The sequence below is a fragment of the Kitasatospora sp. NPDC093558 genome, from assembly GCF_040683475.1.
In the GTDB taxonomy this organism is placed as follows: Bacteria; Actinomycetota; Actinomycetes; order Streptomycetales; family Streptomycetaceae; genus Kitasatospora.
On the sequence record NZ_JBFBDY010000118.1, the window covers coordinates 1 to 16,738 of the forward strand.

Sequence of the window (16,738 nt, forward strand, 5' to 3'; positions counted from 1 at the left end):
GGTTCGGGCCCGGCGGCCGCGCGGTGGGCGCGCGGCCCCGGTGGTGGCCGAACCGTCAGGCGTTGGGCGCGAGTTCGGTGCCGGCGCCGCGGCGGCGGACCTTGACCAGGTCGCTGCGCAGCCCGTCGGCCGGCTCGGTGGGGGTGCCGTTCGCGACGACCTCGGCGGGGATCCCGGCCGGGACGGCGGCCGGCTCGTCCCCGTGGCCGTGCCCGCCGCACGGGCCGCACCCGCCGCCGCTGCCGCACGCCGACGCGGCCGAGGCCGTCGTACCGCACCCGGACGATGCCGTCGAGCCGCAGCCCGAGCCCGTCGAGCCGCAGCCCGAGGCGGCGGCGATGTCCGCGCGGTGGCGCGGCAGGGTGGCCTCGCCGGCGCCCTCGACCTCGAAGCCCGCGTCCTTGATCATGTCGAGGTCGGTCTGCCCGGCCTGCCCCTCGCTGGTCAGGTAGTCGCCGAGGAAGATCGAGTTGGCGATGTGCAGGCCGAGCGGCTGCATCGAGCGCAGGTGCACCTCGCGCCCGCCGGCGATCCGCACCTCGGTGTCCGGGTTGACGAAGCGGACCATCGCGAGGATGCGCAGGCAGCGCTGCGGGGTGAGGTTCCACTCCTGGGCCAGCGGCGTGCCCTCGAACGGGATGAGGAAGTTGACCGGGACGGAGTCCGAACCGAGCTCGCGCAGCGCGAACACGACGTCGACGAGGTCCTCGTCGCTCTCGCCCATGCCCGCGATCAGGCCGGAGCAGGCCGACAGCCCGGCGCCGTGCGCCTTCTGCACGGTGTCCACCCGGTCCGCGTAGGTGTGGGTGGTGGCGATGTCGCCGTAGGTGCTCTCGGAGGTGTTGAGGTTGTGGTTGTAGGCGTCGGCGCCGGCCGCCTTCAGCCGCTCCGCCTGGTTGTCGGAGAGCAGGCCCAGGCAGACGCAGATCTCGACCTCGGGGTCGGCGTCCTTGATGGCGGCCATGGTGTCGGTGACGCGGTCGATGTCGCGGTCCGTCGGGCCGCGTCCACTGGCCACCAGGCAGACGCGCTTGGCGCCGCCCGCGACGCCGGCGCGCGCCGCGTCCGCGGCCTGCTCCGGCTTCAGCCAGGTGTACTTCAGGATCTCGGCCTTGGAGCCCAGCCGCTGCGAGCAGTAGCTGCAGTCCTCGGGGCACAGGCCGCTCTTGAGGTTCACCAGGTAGTTGAGCTTCACCCGGCGGCCGAACCACCTGCGGCGGACCTTGCCGGCGGCGGCGACGACGTCCAGCAGCTCGTCGTCGGTGGTGGCGAGGACGGCCAGCGCCTCCTCGCGGGTCGGGACTTCGCCGCGCAGGCCCTTGGCGGTGAGGGTATCGAGCAGATCCATGGGGCTGATCCTGCCTGCTGGTGTTCGGCCGACGCCAGAGCAAACCCACCAGAAGATCGGCGGGAGGATGTGCGAGTTGTCACAGTGTCGGAGCTCACGGTAGTGATGCGAGTCACGTCGGCGCCGGTGCGATTGTACGGACGGCCCACGGACGGCTGGTTCGCCGCCGAACGCAGTCCGTGGCGGGCCGTTACCCGGCAGTAGCGGGTGAAGATCCACAAGCGCCGACCCCGTGATCTGGGCCACCCGGCCGTTGCTTAGAATCTGCGCCATGACCACGCAGGGGGAGCGCACCCCGACTCCGGGAGACGGCCAGGCAGGCCAGGCAGGACAACGGTTCGGCGGGGGCGCCGGCGCCCACCGGGGCGGGCGGCTCACCGTCCGGCGACTGGTCGGCTGGACGGTCGTCCTGGGCGTGGTCGCGGCCGGCGGCTGGATCATCACCCGGCCGACGCCCGGCGACTACATACCCGGGCTCGGCCCGTCCAGGAAGGACGCGGCCAAGACCCCGCCGGTCGTCGGCGCCCCGCCGCCGCCCACCGACACCGAGGCGCTCAACGTCGAGACGTACTTCCCGTCCCAGCGGCTCATCGAGTTCGGCGCCTACAAGGGCAAGCGCAACGGCGCGCGGCGCGGCGAGAACTGCGTCGAGGCGCAGCAGGACCGCACCCTGGAACTCCTCAAGGACAGCGGCTGCCAGGCCTACCTGACGGTCAACTTCACCGGCCAGGACAAGCCGGTGCTCAGCAGCGTCACCATCCTGCGCTTCACCGACCAGGCCGCCGCCGGCAAGGCCGCGGACGCGCTGCGCGGCAAGCCGGGCGCGCTGGCCTTCATCCTCCCGAACGCCGATCTGGACAACTCCCCGGCCGGCGCTGCCGCCGCCGCCAAGCCCGGCGCCGAGCCGCGCGTCGAGGCGGTCGGACACTACGTGACGGTGACGAGCTCGCGCCTGCCCGCCGACGCCCACACGCCGAGCGCGAGCCCGAGCTCGGCTCCCGGCCCCGCGCCCACGGCGAGCCCGTCGCCGTCCGGGACGCCCGCGCCCACGCCCGAGCAGGTCCTCGACGAGGCGACGCGCGCGGTGTCGTATGCAGCGGGCTCGCAGTTCGTCTGGATGTAGTCGCCGCCCTACGCCGGAGGGGGCCCGCTTGCTCAAGCGGGCCCCCTCCGGCGTGACATGACGGACCGTCAGCCGCCCAGCCGGTCCACCGCGGTCACCCGCAGCACCGCGCGGCCCTCCTCGTCCGAGCCGTAGAGGTCGACCTCGGCGCTGATGCCCCAGTCGTGGTCGCCCGCCGGGTCGTCGAAGATCTGCCGGACCCGCCAGGCGGAGTCCTCCTCCTCGATGATCAGCATCTTCGGGCCGCGCGCGTCCGGGCCGGTGCCGAGGTCGTCGTACTCGTCCCAGTACCCGTCCATGGCGTCCGCCCAGCGGTCCGCGTCCCAGCCGTACTCGCCGTCCAGCTCGCCGAGTTCGTCCCAGTGCTCCAGCGCGCACAGCTCCACGCGGCGGAACATCTCGTTGCGCACCAGCACCCGGAACGCCCGCGCGTTCGCCGTCACCGGCGCCGGCTTGTCGTCCAGCGTCACCTCGGCGGCCTGCGGCTCGGTCGGGTTGGCCAGCTGCTCCCACTCGTCGAGCAGGCTGGAGTCGACCTGGCGCACCAGCTCGCCGAGCCACGCGATGACGTCCTTGAGGTCGTCGGTCTTCACGTCCTCGGGGACGGTCTGCTCCAGCGCCTTGAACGCGCCCGCCAGGTAGCGCAGCACGATGCCCTCGGTGCGGGCCAGCTCGTAGTGGCCGACGTAGTCCGAGAACGTCATCGCCCGCTCGTACAGGTCACGGACGACGGACTTCGGCGCCAGCTGGTGGTCGCCGATCCACGGGTGCGCCCGGCGGTACACCTCGTAGGCGTGGGTGAGCAGCTCCTCCAGCGGCTTCGGGTACGTGATCTCCTGGAGCCGCTCCATGCGCTCCTCGTACTCGATGCCGTCGCGCTTCATCTCGCCGACGGCCTCGCCGCGCGCCTTGTTCTGCTGCGAGGCGAGGATCTGGCGCGGGTCGTCCAGCGTGGCCTCGACGACCGAGATCACGTCCATCGCGTACGACGGCGAGGCCGGGTCCAGCAGCTCGAAGGAGGCCAGGGCGAAGGTGGACAGCGGCTGGTTGAGCGCGAAGTTCTCCTGGAGGTCCAGCGTCAGGCGCACGATCCGGCCCTCGGCGTCCGGCTCCGGCAGCCGCTCGACCACGCCGCCCTCCAGCAGCGAACGGTAGATCGCGATCGCGGTGCGGATGTGCCGGCGCTGCGCCGCCTTGTCCTCGTGGTTGTCGGTCAGCAGCTTGCGCATCGCCTCGAAGGCGTTGCCGGGGCGGCCGATCACCGACAGCAGCATCGCGTGGCTCACCTTGAACCGCGACACCAGCGGCTCCGGGTCGGCGGCGATCAGCTTCTGGAAGGTCTCCTCCGTCCAGCCGACGAAGCCCTCCGGGGCCTTCTTGCGGACGACCTTGCGCTTCTTCTTCGGGTCGTCCCCGGCCTTCGCGATCGCCTTGTCGTTCTCGATCACGTGCTCGGGCGCCTGCGCGACCACCTGGCCGACCGTGTCGAACCCGGCCCGCCCGGCCCGCCCGGCGATCTGGTGGAACTCGCGGGCGCGCAGGATCCGCACCCGGGTGCCGTCGTACTTCGACAGCGCGGTGAACAGCACCGTGCGGATCGGCACGTTGACGCCGACGCCGAGCGTGTCCGTCCCGCAGATGACCTTCAGCAGACCCGCCTGCGCGAGGCGTTCGACCAGCCGGCGGTACTTCGGCAGCATGCCCGCGTGGTGCACGCCGATGCCGTGCCGGACGTAGCGCGACAGGTTGCGGCCGAACTTGGTGGTGAAACGGAAGTTGCCGATCAGCTCGGCGATGGCGTCCTTCTCCGCCTTCGAGCACATGTTGATGCTCATCAGCGACTGCGCCCGCTCCACCGCCTCCTTCTGCGTGAAGTGCACGACGTAGACCGGCGCCTGGCCGGTCTGCAGCAGCTCCTCCAGCGTGTCGTGCATGGTGGTGCGGCGGTACTCGTAGAACAGCGGCACCGGGCGGGTCGCGTTGCGCACCACCGTGGTCGGACGGCCGGTGCGGCGGGTCAGGTCCTCCTCGAACCGGCGGACGTCACCGAGCGTCGCCGACATCAGCAGGAACTGCGCCTGCGGCAGCTCCAGCAGCGGGATCTGCCACGCCCAGCCGCGGTCCTGCTCCGCGTAGAAGTGGAACTCGTCCATCACGACCTGCCCGATGTCCGCCCGGGCCCCGTCGCGCAGCGCGATCTGCGCCAGCACCTCGGCCGTGCAGCAGATGATCGGCGCGGTCGGGTTCACGCTCGCGTCGCCGGTCATCATGCCGACCTGCTCGGTGCCGAACATCTTCACCAGGTCGAAGAACTTCTCCGACACCAGCGCCTTGATCGGCGCGGTGTAGAACGTCCGCTGCCCCTCCGCCAGCGCGGCGAAGTGCGCCCCCGCCGCCACCAGGCTCTTCCCCGACCCGGTCGGCGTCGCGAGGATGACGTTGTTCCCCGACACCAGCTCGATCAGCGCCTCCTCCTGCGCCGGATACAGCGTGATCCCCCGCTCCTCGGCCCAGGCTGCGAACGTTTCGAACAGCGCATCGGGCGTGGCGGGCTTCGGCATCAGGTCAAGGAGGGTCACCCGGCTATCTTGCCTGCTCGCCGCCACCCCGGGCAAAGCCCGGGGGTGTGGAGGATCAGGGCTGGGGTGTGGAGGGCAGTGAGAACGCCAGGGCCGCGCCGTGACAGCTCCCCTGATCGCTCGCGGCGCGTGCGACCCGCCAGGCGAGTCTCACGTGCTGCTTCCGTGCCGTGGTGCCGCGGTCGTCGCCGGTGACCGGGGTGCCACTCACGACGACCTGGCGGAACGGTCGATTGCCCGTGCCGCTCCCGTCGCAGCGGAACACCAGGTTGACGTTGGCCTCGGAGGTAATGACCCCGGCCGCTCCCGAGCCGAAGTCGACCGGCCGGGGGTGCATCGATGCGTCCGGCGTGCGGCCCTTCTCGACCAGGTCGGTGTAACTGCCCTCGCCGGTCTGCTGGACCCTGACGTGGACCAGGGGCCTGCCCTTGGCATCGTTCCAGTAGACGGCACAGCTCGCCGGCGGTTGGCCGGAGAGGTCTCCGGACTCCTCCACGTGGGCCGTGCCGTCGTCCCCGGCGAGCGGCTTCAGGTCGTCCTCGGTCACCACAGACCAGCAGGCCGACCGTGGCAGCTCCACGGACTGCCACGGTTTCCACACCCAGGCGCTCACTCCGACGGCCAGGGCCATCGGCGGCACGACGATCGCGAGCAGGCGCCTGCGCCGGGCACGCTGCCCGGCCGCCTCGCGCAATGCCTGCTCGAACTGGCCGCCCTGCTCAGCGCCGGGCTGGTCGCCGGGTGTGGATTCGGTCATGTCTCAACACTCTCGGTCGTGGCGGGTGGCGAGGCTCAACTCGTCTTGGGGAGCTCTTCGTAGGAGGTCCTGCCGCTGCTGTAGCCGGCGTCCTCCTCTTGGGCGGCCCGGCGGGCCACGTCATTGATGTAGTTCGGGTCGGCACCCGTATTGCGGCCGGCGTCGCGTACGGCGTCGACGATCGCCTGTTGGGCGTTGGTCTGGACCTTCTGCTTCACCTCTTTGGCCTCGGCGGCGGCCTCGTTGTGGGAGTCCATCTTGTAGCCGCCGGCGACGTTGTCCATGATCTGGTTGACCACGTAGTCGACGCCCTCCCCGATCAACGGGGCCCGCTCCTTGATCGCGTCGCCGGCGAACGACCAGACCTGGCCGGCGAGTTCCCTCTTGGTGTCGATGGCGGCGTTGTAGGCGGCGTCCTTGGCGCCGTGCTCGGAGTACACCTCCGCGATCATGGCGCTGGTGATCAGGCCGTTGACCTGGCCGGCCGGCTTGGTGACGTTCTGGACCGCCAGGGCCAGGTCCTTGTGCAGCTCGGGGTGGGCCAGCACGTCCTGGATCTGTGCCGTCGTGTACGCCTGCTGGCCGGCGGCGATCGAAGCGTAGGCGTCGGGGTTGTGACCGAGGGTGCCGAGCAGGTGCGCGACGTTGCCCATCTGGAACGGGTGTGACTCGGCACCAGGCCCTTCCACGGAGCCCTGGATGTCGCCGATGTGGTTGGCGACCATGCTGCCGAGGCTGCCGTTGAGGTTCTTGAGCACTCCGCTCCTGACGAGGTCCGGACCGTCTCCGCTGCCGAACCGATCCACGACGTCGTTCATGACACTGGTCATCTCGGCGGTGTGCTGCGGAAACTTGCCCGTGACGTCGTCGAACGCCCGACCGGTGGTCGCGGCCTCCAGGGCGTGGCCGAGGGAGGTGACGTCGTAGGGGTCGGCGGTGCCCGGGTTGGGCCGTGGCGGGTACTGCTGGTCGAGCAGCAGGGAGTGGGAGCCGCCGTCGGTGAGCAGCTTGAGGTAGGTGTTCTCACCGCCGTGAGCCTTGACCGTGCCGTCGGCGTTGTAGGTGGTCGGCGCGTCGTGGAAGAACTTGGTGGCCGCCTCCGGGCTGTGCCCGAGCGCGTCCAGGATCGAGGACATCGGGTTGATGCCCTGGATGTTGCCGTCCTTGTCGGGCACGCCGATGAACTTGAGCGCGGTGAACGGGTAGGTGGCCTTGGTGGCCGCGTCCCAGCGCATCGGGTTCTCGTTGGTCAGCTGGGTGACGTGCTCGGCGATCGGGTTGATGAAGTGGGCGTCGTACTTGCCGTGGCGCAGGATGTTGCCGAGGATCTGGTAGCCGTACGGGCTGTGCGCCGGATCGGCGCCGGGCGGGACGGGTATCTGTGTGGCGCCGGCCTTGCGGAGCTTGGTCTCCCACCCGTCGGGGAGGTGGAGTTGGCCCTGGGGGTCGGTCGCGGTGGCCAGGGTCAGACCGAGGGCGTCCTGGATGCCCCTGACCGCGTCCGAGCGGGCCGGACGGTTGGCGTAGTCCGCGCTCTGAGCCATCGCGCCATAGGTGGCGAGGAAGGTCTGGGGATCCTGCTTGCCGTAGAACGCGGAAGCGAAGCGGGCGTCGCTGCTGTGGTGCTGGAGCAGGGCTTGGAGGCGCGCCAGTTGCGGGTCGGTGGCGGTGGCGCCGAGGGAGAGGATCTGGGTGGCCTCCCGGGCCTCCTCCTCCGCGAGGCCGCCGACGGGCGTGGCGTTGAACGCCGTTGCGTCGCTGCCGGTGTCCATGCCCAGAGCGTTGGCGGCGGCTATGTCCGCCTCGGTGGCACGGTCCAGCACGGCACCGATGTCCTTGGCGGCGGCCTCGGCCTTGCGCTGCCAGGTGGTGGCGTAGTCCGGATCGTGTCTGTCCTCGTTCGTGCCGGCCGGAGGCCAGTGGACGGCGCCATCGCCGCTGACCGTGAGGCCGTCGGTGACCGCACGCTGGACGGCCGCCTCCAGGTCCTTCTTGGCCGCGGTGAAGTCACTGTGCGCATCGCGGAGGGTCCTGGCGATCGCCGAAGCCTCCTCGAAGGCGGCGTGGACCTGGTCGCGGGCCCAGGTGATCTTGGCGGCGGCCAGCCCGGCGGCGTCGCCCTGCCAGCCGGACTGCCGGACGGCGCCGATGACCTCGTTCTGCATCCGCTGGGTGAGGTCCCACTTGCGGACCAGGGTCTCGAACTCGGTGGCCGCGGTGTTGAGGTTGCCGAGGTCGACCTGCTTGAGCTGGCTGAACGTCACCATGATGTCCTCGATGCTTCTCTGCTCGCGCCGGTCGCTAGGCCTGCCGGTCCTGCTTCATCCGGGCGTGAATGGCGGCCTCGGTGTTCGCATAGTTGTCGGCGGTGGCGTGGAGTCTGTCGCCTATGTCGGAGATGGTGTTCCGGAGTCCGTCGACCTGAGTGGACCAGGTCGTCCAGGAGCCCGTGAGGGCTGCACTGGTGGCCCAGCCGCTGAGGGCGGTTGCCGCGGCGGCCACGTGCTCGCCGGGCTGGTCGCACTCGGTCTTGACCGAGTCCCGCAGGGCGAAGGCGTTCTGGGCGGCCTGCTGGATCGCTGCCGGGTTCGCCTTGACGGTCTGGGCTCCGCTGGGCGCGCCGAGGGCCACCGGGGCATTGTTGGAGCCCGTTAGGTCCGGGAACTGCTTCTTCGCCTCTTCGGTCAGATTTCCCTTGTCGTCGAAGAGCCACGGATTCATCCGGCGCTCGAACTCAAGATCTGCCATCGGAGCCCCCCTCCTAGGAACGGACCGGAGCGTAGTGGCTCGAACGGTTCAGCGAATAGGCTTTGCGAACCCTTTGCATGACCTCCACAGCTGCGGGCACCGATCATGTGCCGCGTCGCACATTGCCCGGTCGTCGGGGGGCGTGCCAGAGTGCCGGGCATGGCCCACCCTCTCGCGTCCGACGCCGCTGAACTGCACTCGACCGCCCTCGCCCCGGCCGGGGTCTTCGACTGGCTCGATGAGGCCGCCGCGCTGCGGGCCGACGCCGGGCTCACGCGGACGCTGCGCAGTCGGGAGGCCGAGGACGGGGTGCTCGACCTCGCCGGGAACGACTACCTTGGGCTCACCCGGCACCCGGTGGTCACCCGGGCGGCGGCGGACGCGGCGCTGCGGTGGGGTGGCGGGTCGACGGGGTCGCGGCTGGTCACGGGCACGACCGCGCTGCACACCGAGCTGGAGGAAGAGCTGGCCGCGTTCTGCGGGGTGGAGGCCGCGCTGGTCTTCTCCTCCGGGTACACCGCCAACCTCGCCGCGCTCACTGCGCTCACCGACCCGGACACCCTCATCGTGTCCGACGCCTACAACCACGCCTCCCTCATCGACGGCTGCCGCCTCGCGCGCGCCGATGTCCACCGCGTCCCCCACAGCGACCCGGACGCCGTCCGGCAGGTGCTCGGCGAGCGCGCGCAGCGGCGTGCGCTGGTCGTCACCGACTCCGTGTTCTCGGTGGACGGCGACGCCGCCCCGCTGCCCGCCCTCTCCGCCGCCGCCCGCGCCCACGGCGCCGCGCTGCTCGTCGACGACGCCCACGGGCTCGGCGTCCTCGGCCCCGGCGGCAGCGGCGCCCTCGCCGCGGCCGGCCTCGCCGGGCAGCCCGACACCGTCGCGACGGTGACGCTCTCCAAGTCCCTCGGCACCCAGGGCGGCGCCGTCCTCGGCCCGCGCCGGGTCATCCGCCACCTCACCGAGACGGCCCGCACCTTCATCTTCGACACCGGCCTCGCCCCCGCCGCCGCCGGCGCCGCCCTCGCCGCGCTGCGCCTCCTGCGCGCCGAACCCCACCGCGCCGACCGCGCCCGCGAGGTGGCCCGCGACCTCGCCGCCCGCCTAGCGGCGGCCGGCCTGCACGCCTGCGAGCCGGACGCCGCCGTGGTCTCCGTCCGCGCCCCCGGCCCGGAAGCCGCCGTCGCCTGGGCCGCCGACTGCCGCCGCGCCGGCCTCGCCGTCGGCTGCTTCCGCCCCCCGTCCGTCCCCGACGGCATCTCCCGCCTGCGCCTGACCGCGCGTGGAGACCTGACGGACGCCCAGATCGCCGAGGCCGTCCGCACCATCGCCGACCTGGCCCCGGCCGGCGCGCGGCTGGGGTGACGGCCGGATCAGGGCGTGAGGTCGATGACCCGAACAGGCTCCCCGACCCAGCGCTTGGGCTCGGTGGTCGCAACGACAGCGCCGGCCGGGCGGTCCGGAGTGGGCGCGGCGGCGTAGCGGGTGTGAGCCTGGGCCCAGGTCGTGTCGGCGGCCACGGTCAGGGCTGCCGCGAGGTCGATATCCAGGACGGTGACTCCCGGCAGTGCGGCCAAGTGCTCAGCGGTGCCCGGACGGGCGCGGTCAGCCTCCACCAGGGCGCAGGTGGGGGTGTGGAGGTACCAGCCGGGCTTGGAGTGGGCCTGGCGGATGAGGCGGAAGCCAGGAGGGTCCCCCGGCCCGCGGCCACCACGGCGGTGTCGTCGAGGACCGGGTGCGGCCCTGGTCACATGGTCACCACCTCGGCCAGGCGCCGATCGAGCTCGGCGTCCAGCGCCTTGGCCTGCTCGGGGCTCGGGTCGTAGCCGTTCCACGCCTCGAGGGCCGCACGGGCCCTTTCGCCTGCTCGGCGTTGTCTGCCCGAGGGAGTACCATCCCGGCCAGGCGAACGAGGTAGGCGCGGAGCGACAGTTGCTCGGCGGCGGCCATCGCGGCGAGCCGGTCGCGGGCCTCGACGGGGATCCGGATCTCGGCGTCGGTCATGGTGTGTGCTCCTTTCGGTTCGGTCGTAGCCAGGAACACGGGCGCACGCCTGCTTCTGCCCGGATCGGGCAAGCCCCACCCGATCGAGTGACAGCAACCAGGGGCCCGCGACGAACGTCCCCCATGGTGGGGGTGGGCGGATGGTGCTTCGGCGGGTGGTGGCCCTGGTGGTCGGGGCATTGCTGCTGTGGGGCGCCGGGTGGCTGGTCGGCGGCCCGGTGGGGGTTGTGGGTGCACTTGGGTGTCCGTGAGTGTGTTCTTCGATCACGGCTTGTTGGGTGGATGAGGCGACTGTCAGTGGCGTGTGCCAGGGTGATGGCACTGGCTGGGAGGGAGGGTTGGTGTGACCGGGCCGAGGAAGGAGCTGCGGCGGATCGACGCGCCGTTCGTTTCCCTTGGCCCGTCGGGTGTGACAGTCCGTGACCGTCTCAAGGGCCTCACACCCGGGGACGAGAAGGTGCTACGGCTGGTCGGCGGGCATATGGGCGCGCTGGCGTCGAAGGACCTGAAGGCGCGCTGCGCACACGGCCTGGACCACGGCAACGAGACGTGGGCCGCCCGCAAACGCGAGCTGACCGTGCAGTCGTCGTCGCGCTGGGCCGGGAGCGTCACCAAGGCCACGCACGACCAGTGGGCACTGTCGCGCCGCGGGCAGGCCGCCTACCTGGACTCCCTGGACGCCGGCATCCGGATGCTGCGCCACCGCCTGTCGCTGCCCCTGGGCGAGAAGGGCACCGGACGCGTGCCCGGCGGCTACCGCTCCAGGCACGAGTGGTTCGTCAAGTCCCGTCGGCTCGCTGCGCTGGAGGAACGGTACGCGGCTGCCCGGGCCGATGGCGAGGTCGGTCGCGTGCGTGTGGTACGCGGTGGCGGAAAGTTGCTGAACACCCGGCACCATCTGGCCGCCGCCGCTCTCACCGAAGCCGAGTGGCGGGCGCGGTGGGAGAGCGCGCGGTGGTTCCTCGCCGCCGACGGCGAGTCCGGGAAACGGTTCGGGAACGAGACGATCCGTGTCACCCCGCGGGGTGAGGTGTCGATCAAACTGCCCGCCCCGCTCGCGGACCTGGCGAACGCCCGCAACGGCCGCTACGTCCTGGCCGCGAAGGTTGCCTTCCCGCACCGGGGCGCCGAGTGGGCCGACCGGATCGAGGGCAACCGGGCGGTGGCGTACCGGATCCATCTGGACGTGGACCGGGGGCGCTGGTATCTGGACGCTTCCTGGACCCGTCCGGTGGTGCGGACGATGCTGCTGCAGGCGGCACGGGCGGCCGGGATGGTCGGCGTGGACACCAACGCCGACCACTTCGCGTGCTGGCAGTTGGATGTCCACGGCAATCCGGTCGGTGACCCCCACCGGTTCTTCTACGACCTGTCCGGCACCGCCGCCCACCGCGACGCCCAGGTCCGGCATGCCATTTCCCGGCTGCTGCACTGGGCCAAACGCTGCGGTGTGAGGGCGATCGGCCTGGAGAACCTGGACTTCACCGCCGAGACCACCCGGGAGAAGCACGGCCGCAGGAAACGCTTCCGGCAGCTGATCTCGGGCATCCCCACCGGCAGACTCCGCGCCCGCCTCGCCTCCATGGCCGCCGAGCTGGACATGGTCATCGTCGCCGTGGACCCCGCCTACACCTCCCAATGGGGCGCGCAGCACTGGCAGAAACCGCTCGCGACCCCCACCCGTAAGACCACCCGGCACGATGCCGCGAGCATCGCGATCGGGCGACGCGCCCTCGGACACCCGATCCGGCGACGGACGAAACCGCCCCACGACGACCGGAGTGATCGTCGCGGGCATCGGACCGTCCAGGCCGGACCAGGCGTTCGGGGGCGTGAGGAAACCCGCCGCCCCGTCACGGACCGTGCACACGATGCACGTGCCCGAGCGGGGACCACGAGAACGCGGGCGACCAGCCGGGCATCCAACACCGTTCGGGATGCCCGCAGTGATCAGACCTGGGTCCAAGACTCACTCCTGCTCACTTGATTGGAACGGTGTCGGGGGAGTTCACGGCCGACAAGTGCCTCATCCCCTCCTACGAGGACGGGCCGCCGCCTTCGGACTGCCGGGGCGTCTTCCGGCCGGACGGCGGCGGGACGACGAACGAGCGTGCCCGGGTCTGGTCCGGCGCTCCAATGCGGCAGGGCGTGCGGGCGGTGTGCGAGGGCGACGAGTGCCACCTCGTGTCGGCGGCCGAGGTCGCGCGGACGCTCACGCTGATCGCGTTGGCGCTGCTCCCGGGGGTGGTGGGGCTGCTGCTGGTCGGGGCCGGGCTGGTCACCGGGGACTTCGAGGACGGGGGGTTCGGTTCACGGGTGGTCGTCGCGTCGGGGGTGGTGGGGGTCTTCCTGGTGGTGCTGCTGGCGCTCGGCGGAGTGTGCTGGATCGGCCTGGCCGTCACCGGCCTCTGAGCCCGCCCAGCTCCGCCAGGAATGCCGTCCCCGCGTCCTCCCGCCCCGCGGCGAGGCGCGGAGCGGCCACGACCGGCGCGATCGCCCGGCACCAGGCGAGGACGCGGGCGGCGTCGGAGCCGGGGACGAGCGCGCAGAGGCCGGTGATGCGCCGGTCCAGGGCGTCGGGGTGGGAGACGTCGAGCACCCAGTCGACCAGGTCGAAGTCCGGGTCGCCGAGCGTCGCCCGCGGGTCGATGGCGACCGGTCCGTCCGGGCCGTCGAGGACGTTGCCCGGGTGCAGGTCCCCGTGGACGAGGGCGACGGGGCCGTCTGCCGCGTGCGAGAGGGCGAAGGCGCGCGCCGACGGCGGGACGCGCCCGGGGGCGCGGCGCTCGGTGAGGTCGAACAGGAAGTCCACGCGCTCGGCCAGCGACGGCAGCGCAACCCCGTCGACGGGGACGGACCGCAGCGCCGACAGCAGCCCCGAGACCTCCTCGGGCCGCCACGCCCGCTGCCGCAGCGTCGTCCCCGGCGTGACGTCCGCGAGCAGCAGCGCACCCGTCGCGTCGTCGTGCGCGAGCAGCCGGACGACGGACGGCAGGGCGGCCCAGGCCCGCAGTGCCGCCTCCTCCTCGGCGGCGACCCGGCGGTCCGGCGTGAGTTTGAGCCACACGGTGGCGCCGGCGCCGTCCGTGCAGCGGAACACCCGGGCCGTCCCGCCCCCGCCGGCCGCGACCACGCTCAGGCCCCAACGGCCCGCGAGCCCGTCCACGAGGGACGGCAGCGCGTCGCACCAGGCCCCCGCCGACGGCCCGAAGCGGACGGCGAACCGGGCGCGGACGTCCTCCGGAACGACCGCCGGGGCCGTCACGGCTGCCCGACCACCAGCAGCGTCTCGGCACCGACCGGCTTGTACCCGGCGGCCTGGAAGGCGCGGACGCTGGTCGCATTGCCGGGGGCCTGCTGCGCCCAGAGGACGTCGCCCTCGGGCAGCAGGTGCCGCGCGCTCACGGCGAGCGCCCGGCCGAGGCCGCGTCCGCGCGCCTGCGGGTCGACCTCGATCGCGGCCTCCCAACGGCCCGCCACACCGCGGCCGAGGACGAGCACGCCTCCGTCCGCACAGAACACCCGGACGTCCTCGCGGTAGCGCAGGGCCCGGACGACGCGCGGGTGCTCGCGGTCCTCGACGCGGACGAGCGGCAGCGGCGGCGGGCCGGGGAGCCGGTGGGCGACGGTGAGCAGGTCGATGTTGTTGACGACGCGCCCGGTGCGTTCGGCGAAGGCGGTGAGGAACGGCGGGCAGAGCGGCGCGGCGAGCGGGTCGCTGGGCACGGCGGCGAGCGTCTCGTACACCCACGCCGGGTCCTCGTCCGTGAAGACGACCGCGTGCGCGGAGAGCGACAACACACCGGCCTCGCGCTCGGACGGCTGCGAGACGACCGTCACCGATCCGTCCGACGGCGGGAAGATCCCGCCCGCCGCGTCCGCCAGTATTTCCGACAACCCCCGTGTGCCCATGGCGCCGAGCTTAGCGTCTACTTCTTCTTCGCCCGGCTCGGCTGGACCCGCGTCGGTTCGCCCTCGGCCTTGGGATGGTCGGGTGGGTACGGGAGTTCGCCGAGGCCCTCGTCGTGCAGCTGCTTGTCGTACAGCTCCAGCAGCGCGTCCAGGCGGAACGCCTCGCCCTCCATCTCCGCGTTCAGGTCTCCGAGTTCGGCGAAGCGGGCGGGGACGGTCCGCAGGTCGAAGTCCTCGGGCGAGGCGTCGTCGAGCTCGTCCCAGCGCAGCGGGGTGGAGGCGGTGGCGCGCGGGCGGGCGCGCAGGGAGTAGGCGGAGGCGATGGTGCGGTCGCGGGCCATCTGGTTGTAGTCGACGAAGATGCGCTCGCCGCGCTCCTCCTTCCACCACGCGGTGGTGACCTTCCCGGGCATGCGCTGCTCCAGCACCCGGCCGAGCGCGATCACCGCGTGCCGCCCGTCGGTGAATGACCACTGCGGCTCCAGCGGGACGTAGACGTGCAGGCCGCGCCCCCCGGAGGACTTGGGCCAGCCGCGCAGCCCGAACTCCTCCAGGAGCGCCCGAAGTTCGTGGGCCGCGCGGACGGCGTCGTGGAAGTCGGTGCCGGGCTGCGGGTCGAGGTCGATGCGCAGCTCGTCGATGTGGTCGGTGTCGGAGCGGCGCACCGGCCAGGGGTGGAAGGTGAGGCAGCCGAGGTTCGCCGCCCACAGGACGGCGGCGGGCTCGGTGGGGCAGATCTCGTCGGCGGAGCGGCCGCTGGGGAAGTTGATGCGGGCGGTGGGCAGCCAGTCCGGCAGGCCCTTGGGGGCGCGCTTCTGGTAGAAGAACTCGCCCTCGACGCCGTCCGGGAAGCGCTGCAGCGTGGTCGGTCGGTCGCGCAGTCCGCGCAGGACGCCGTCGGCGACGGCCAGGTAGTACTGCGCGACGTCGAGCTTGGTGAACCCGCGCTCCGGGTAGTACACCTTGTCCGGGTTCGACAGGCGGACTGTGCGCCCGGCGACCTCCAGTTCCACGGCTGAGCCCATGTCTCTCACGCTAAGCGCGCCGCGCCCGCCGCGCGCCTTTTGGCGGCGCGCGCGAGGATCGGAGCCATGGACCTGCCCGTGATGCCGCCGGTGGCGCCGATGCTCGCCAAGTCGGTGGCGAAGATCCCGCCGGGGATGCAGTACGAGGCCAAGTGGGACGGCTTCCGCACGATCGTGTTCCGCGACGGCGCGGACGTCGAGCTCGGCAGCCGCACCGGCAAGCCGCTGACCAGGTACTTCCCCGAGCTGGTCGAGGCGCTGCGCCGGGAGCTGCCGGAGCGCTGCGTCGTCGACGGCGAGGTGGTGATCGCCCGGGACGGCCGGCTGCGCTTCGAGGAGCTGCTGGAGCGCATCCACCCGGCCGCGAGCCGGGTCAAGCTGCTGGCCGAGCGGACGCCCGCCTCGTTCGTCGCCTTCGACCTGCTCGCGCTCGGCGACGCGTCGCTGCTGGACGAGCCGCTGTCGGCGCGCCGCGCGGCGCGGGAGACGGCGCTCGCCGGCGCCGCCGACCCGGTGTTCACCGCCCCCGCCTCCACCGACCGCGACCTCGCGCAGACCTGGTTCGCCGAGTACGAGGGCGCGGGGCTGGACGGCGTGGTGGCCAAGCCGCTGGACCAGCCGTACCGGCCGGGGGAGCGGACGATGTTCAAGATCAAGCACGAGCGCACCGCCGACTGCGTCGTGGCCGGCTACCGCGAGCACAAGAGCGGACCGGTCGTCGGCTCGCTGCTGCTCGGCATCAACGACGCCGAGGGGCGGCTCCAGCACCTCGGCGTGTGCGCCGCGTTCTCCATGGCCCGCCGCCGCGAGCTGGCCGAGGAGCTGGGGCCGCTGCGCATGACGGACCTGTCCGAACACCCTTGGGGCGCATGGGCGGAGGAGGAGGCGCACGCCGAGGGACGGCTGCCGGGGGCGGTCAGCCGGTGGACCGGCGGCAAGGACCTGTCCTGGATCGCGCTGCGCCCGGAGCGGGTGGTCGAGGTCGCGTACGACCACATGGAGGGCACGCGCTTCCGGCACACGGCGCAGTTCCGCCGCTGGCGCCCGGATCGCGCGCCGGAGAGCTGCACGTACGAGCAGCTGGAGGAGCCGGTTTCGTACGACTTGGCCCGGGTGCTCGGTATGTGACGGTCCGTCAAAGACGAGCGGCCCGGCAGATCGTTTCGACACTGTTGGTTAATTCGGGCCTCGCGTGACGTCGGCCTCCAAGACCCGGTTGTGGTCTTGGAGGCCGACGTG

Annotated in this window: 14 protein-coding genes and 1 pseudogene; 5 read left to right on the forward strand and 10 right to left on the reverse strand. The window is 72.2% G+C overall.

Annotated elements, in window-relative coordinates:
* Positions 1-55: 55 nt before the first annotated feature.
* Positions 56-1,348 (reverse strand): biotin synthase BioB, encoded by a 1,293-nt coding sequence (gene bioB / locus AB0O00_RS14690; RefSeq protein ID WP_363651672.1) that lies wholly within the window; start codon positions 1,346-1,348, stop codon positions 56-58.
* 271 nt (positions 1,349-1,619) lie between these two features.
* Here bioB and AB0O00_RS14695 point away from each other — a divergent pair, with 271 nt between their 5' ends.
* Positions 1,620-2,471 carry a hypothetical protein gene (locus tag AB0O00_RS14695; protein ID WP_363651674.1) on the forward strand — a complete coding sequence of 284 codons (852 nt, stop codon included), beginning with the start codon at positions 1,620-1,622 and terminating at the stop codon, positions 2,469-2,471.
* A 68-nt stretch (positions 2,472-2,539) separates the two neighbouring features.
* Here AB0O00_RS14695 and AB0O00_RS14700 read toward each other — a convergent pair whose 3' ends face one another.
* The 4 genes from AB0O00_RS14700 to AB0O00_RS14715 are packed head-to-tail and all read right to left on the reverse strand — an operon-like array spanning position 2,540 to position 8,555.
* Positions 2,540-5,050, reverse strand: a complete 2,511-nt coding sequence (locus AB0O00_RS14700; RefSeq protein WP_363651676.1) for a DUF3516 domain-containing protein — start codon at positions 5,048-5,050, stop codon at positions 2,540-2,542.
* Between the two features lie 55 nt (positions 5,051-5,105).
* Positions 5,106-5,807 (reverse strand): hypothetical protein, encoded by a 702-nt coding sequence (locus AB0O00_RS14705; protein WP_363651678.1) that lies wholly within the window; start codon positions 5,805-5,807, stop codon positions 5,106-5,108.
* Positions 5,808-5,842: 35 nt separating this feature from the next.
* Positions 5,843-8,074: a hypothetical protein gene (locus AB0O00_RS14710; RefSeq protein WP_363651680.1), complete on the reverse strand. Its 2,232-nt coding sequence runs from the start codon at positions 8,072-8,074 to the stop codon at positions 5,843-5,845.
* A 34-nt stretch (positions 8,075-8,108) separates the two neighbouring features.
* A complete protein-coding gene (locus AB0O00_RS14715) occupies positions 8,109-8,555 on the reverse strand; it encodes a WXG100 family type VII secretion target (protein WP_363651682.1) in 447 nt (148 codons plus the stop codon).
* A 159-nt stretch (positions 8,556-8,714) separates the two neighbouring features.
* On the opposite strand from AB0O00_RS14715, the gene AB0O00_RS14720 reads away from it, so the two are divergent.
* Positions 8,715-9,923, forward strand: a complete 1,209-nt coding sequence (locus AB0O00_RS14720) for an 8-amino-7-oxononanoate synthase (RefSeq protein WP_363651684.1) — start codon at positions 8,715-8,717, stop codon at positions 9,921-9,923.
* Between the two features lie 8 nt (positions 9,924-9,931).
* Here the strand turns inward: AB0O00_RS14720 and AB0O00_RS14725 are convergent.
* A pseudogene (locus AB0O00_RS14725) lies at positions 9,932-10,272 on the reverse strand (hypothetical protein).
* Positions 10,273-10,313: 41 nt separating this feature from the next.
* Positions 10,314-10,562: a hypothetical protein gene (locus AB0O00_RS14730; protein WP_363651686.1), complete on the reverse strand. Its 249-nt coding sequence runs from the start codon at positions 10,560-10,562 to the stop codon at positions 10,314-10,316.
* Between the two features lie 343 nt (positions 10,563-10,905).
* Here AB0O00_RS14730 and AB0O00_RS14735 point away from each other — a divergent pair, with 343 nt between their 5' ends.
* Positions 10,906-12,549, forward strand: coding sequence for an IS200/IS605 family accessory protein TnpB-related protein (locus AB0O00_RS14735; protein WP_363651688.1), 1,644 nt, complete (start codon positions 10,906-10,908; stop codon positions 12,547-12,549).
* Positions 12,550-12,557: 8 nt separating this feature from the next.
* Complete coding sequence (locus AB0O00_RS14740) at positions 12,558-12,974, forward strand: hypothetical protein (RefSeq protein WP_363651690.1); 417 nt, start codon at positions 12,558-12,560, stop codon at positions 12,972-12,974.
* On the opposite strand, the gene AB0O00_RS14745 is transcribed toward AB0O00_RS14740, so the two are convergent.
* The 3 genes from AB0O00_RS14745 to ligD are packed head-to-tail and all read right to left on the reverse strand — an operon-like array spanning position 12,961 to position 15,499.
* Positions 12,961-13,827: an aminoglycoside phosphotransferase family protein gene (locus AB0O00_RS14745; protein WP_363651692.1), complete on the reverse strand. Its 867-nt coding sequence runs from the start codon at positions 13,825-13,827 to the stop codon at positions 12,961-12,963. The genes AB0O00_RS14740 and AB0O00_RS14745 overlap by 14 nt on opposite strands.
* A complete protein-coding gene (locus AB0O00_RS14750; protein ID WP_363651694.1) occupies positions 13,824-14,474 on the reverse strand; it encodes a GNAT family N-acetyltransferase in 651 nt (216 codons plus the stop codon). The genes AB0O00_RS14745 and AB0O00_RS14750 overlap by 4 nt, the downstream gene beginning before the upstream one ends.
* A 17-nt stretch (positions 14,475-14,491) precedes the next feature.
* Complete coding sequence (ligD, locus tag AB0O00_RS14755; RefSeq protein WP_363651696.1) at positions 14,492-15,499, reverse strand: non-homologous end-joining DNA ligase; 1,008 nt, start codon at positions 15,497-15,499, stop codon at positions 14,492-14,494.
* Between the two features lie 66 nt (positions 15,500-15,565).
* Here ligD and AB0O00_RS14760 point away from each other — a divergent pair, with 66 nt between their 5' ends.
* Positions 15,566-16,627: an ATP-dependent DNA ligase gene (locus AB0O00_RS14760; protein WP_363651698.1), complete on the forward strand. Its 1,062-nt coding sequence runs from the start codon at positions 15,566-15,568 to the stop codon at positions 16,625-16,627.
* Positions 16,628-16,738: the final 111 nt, after the last annotated feature.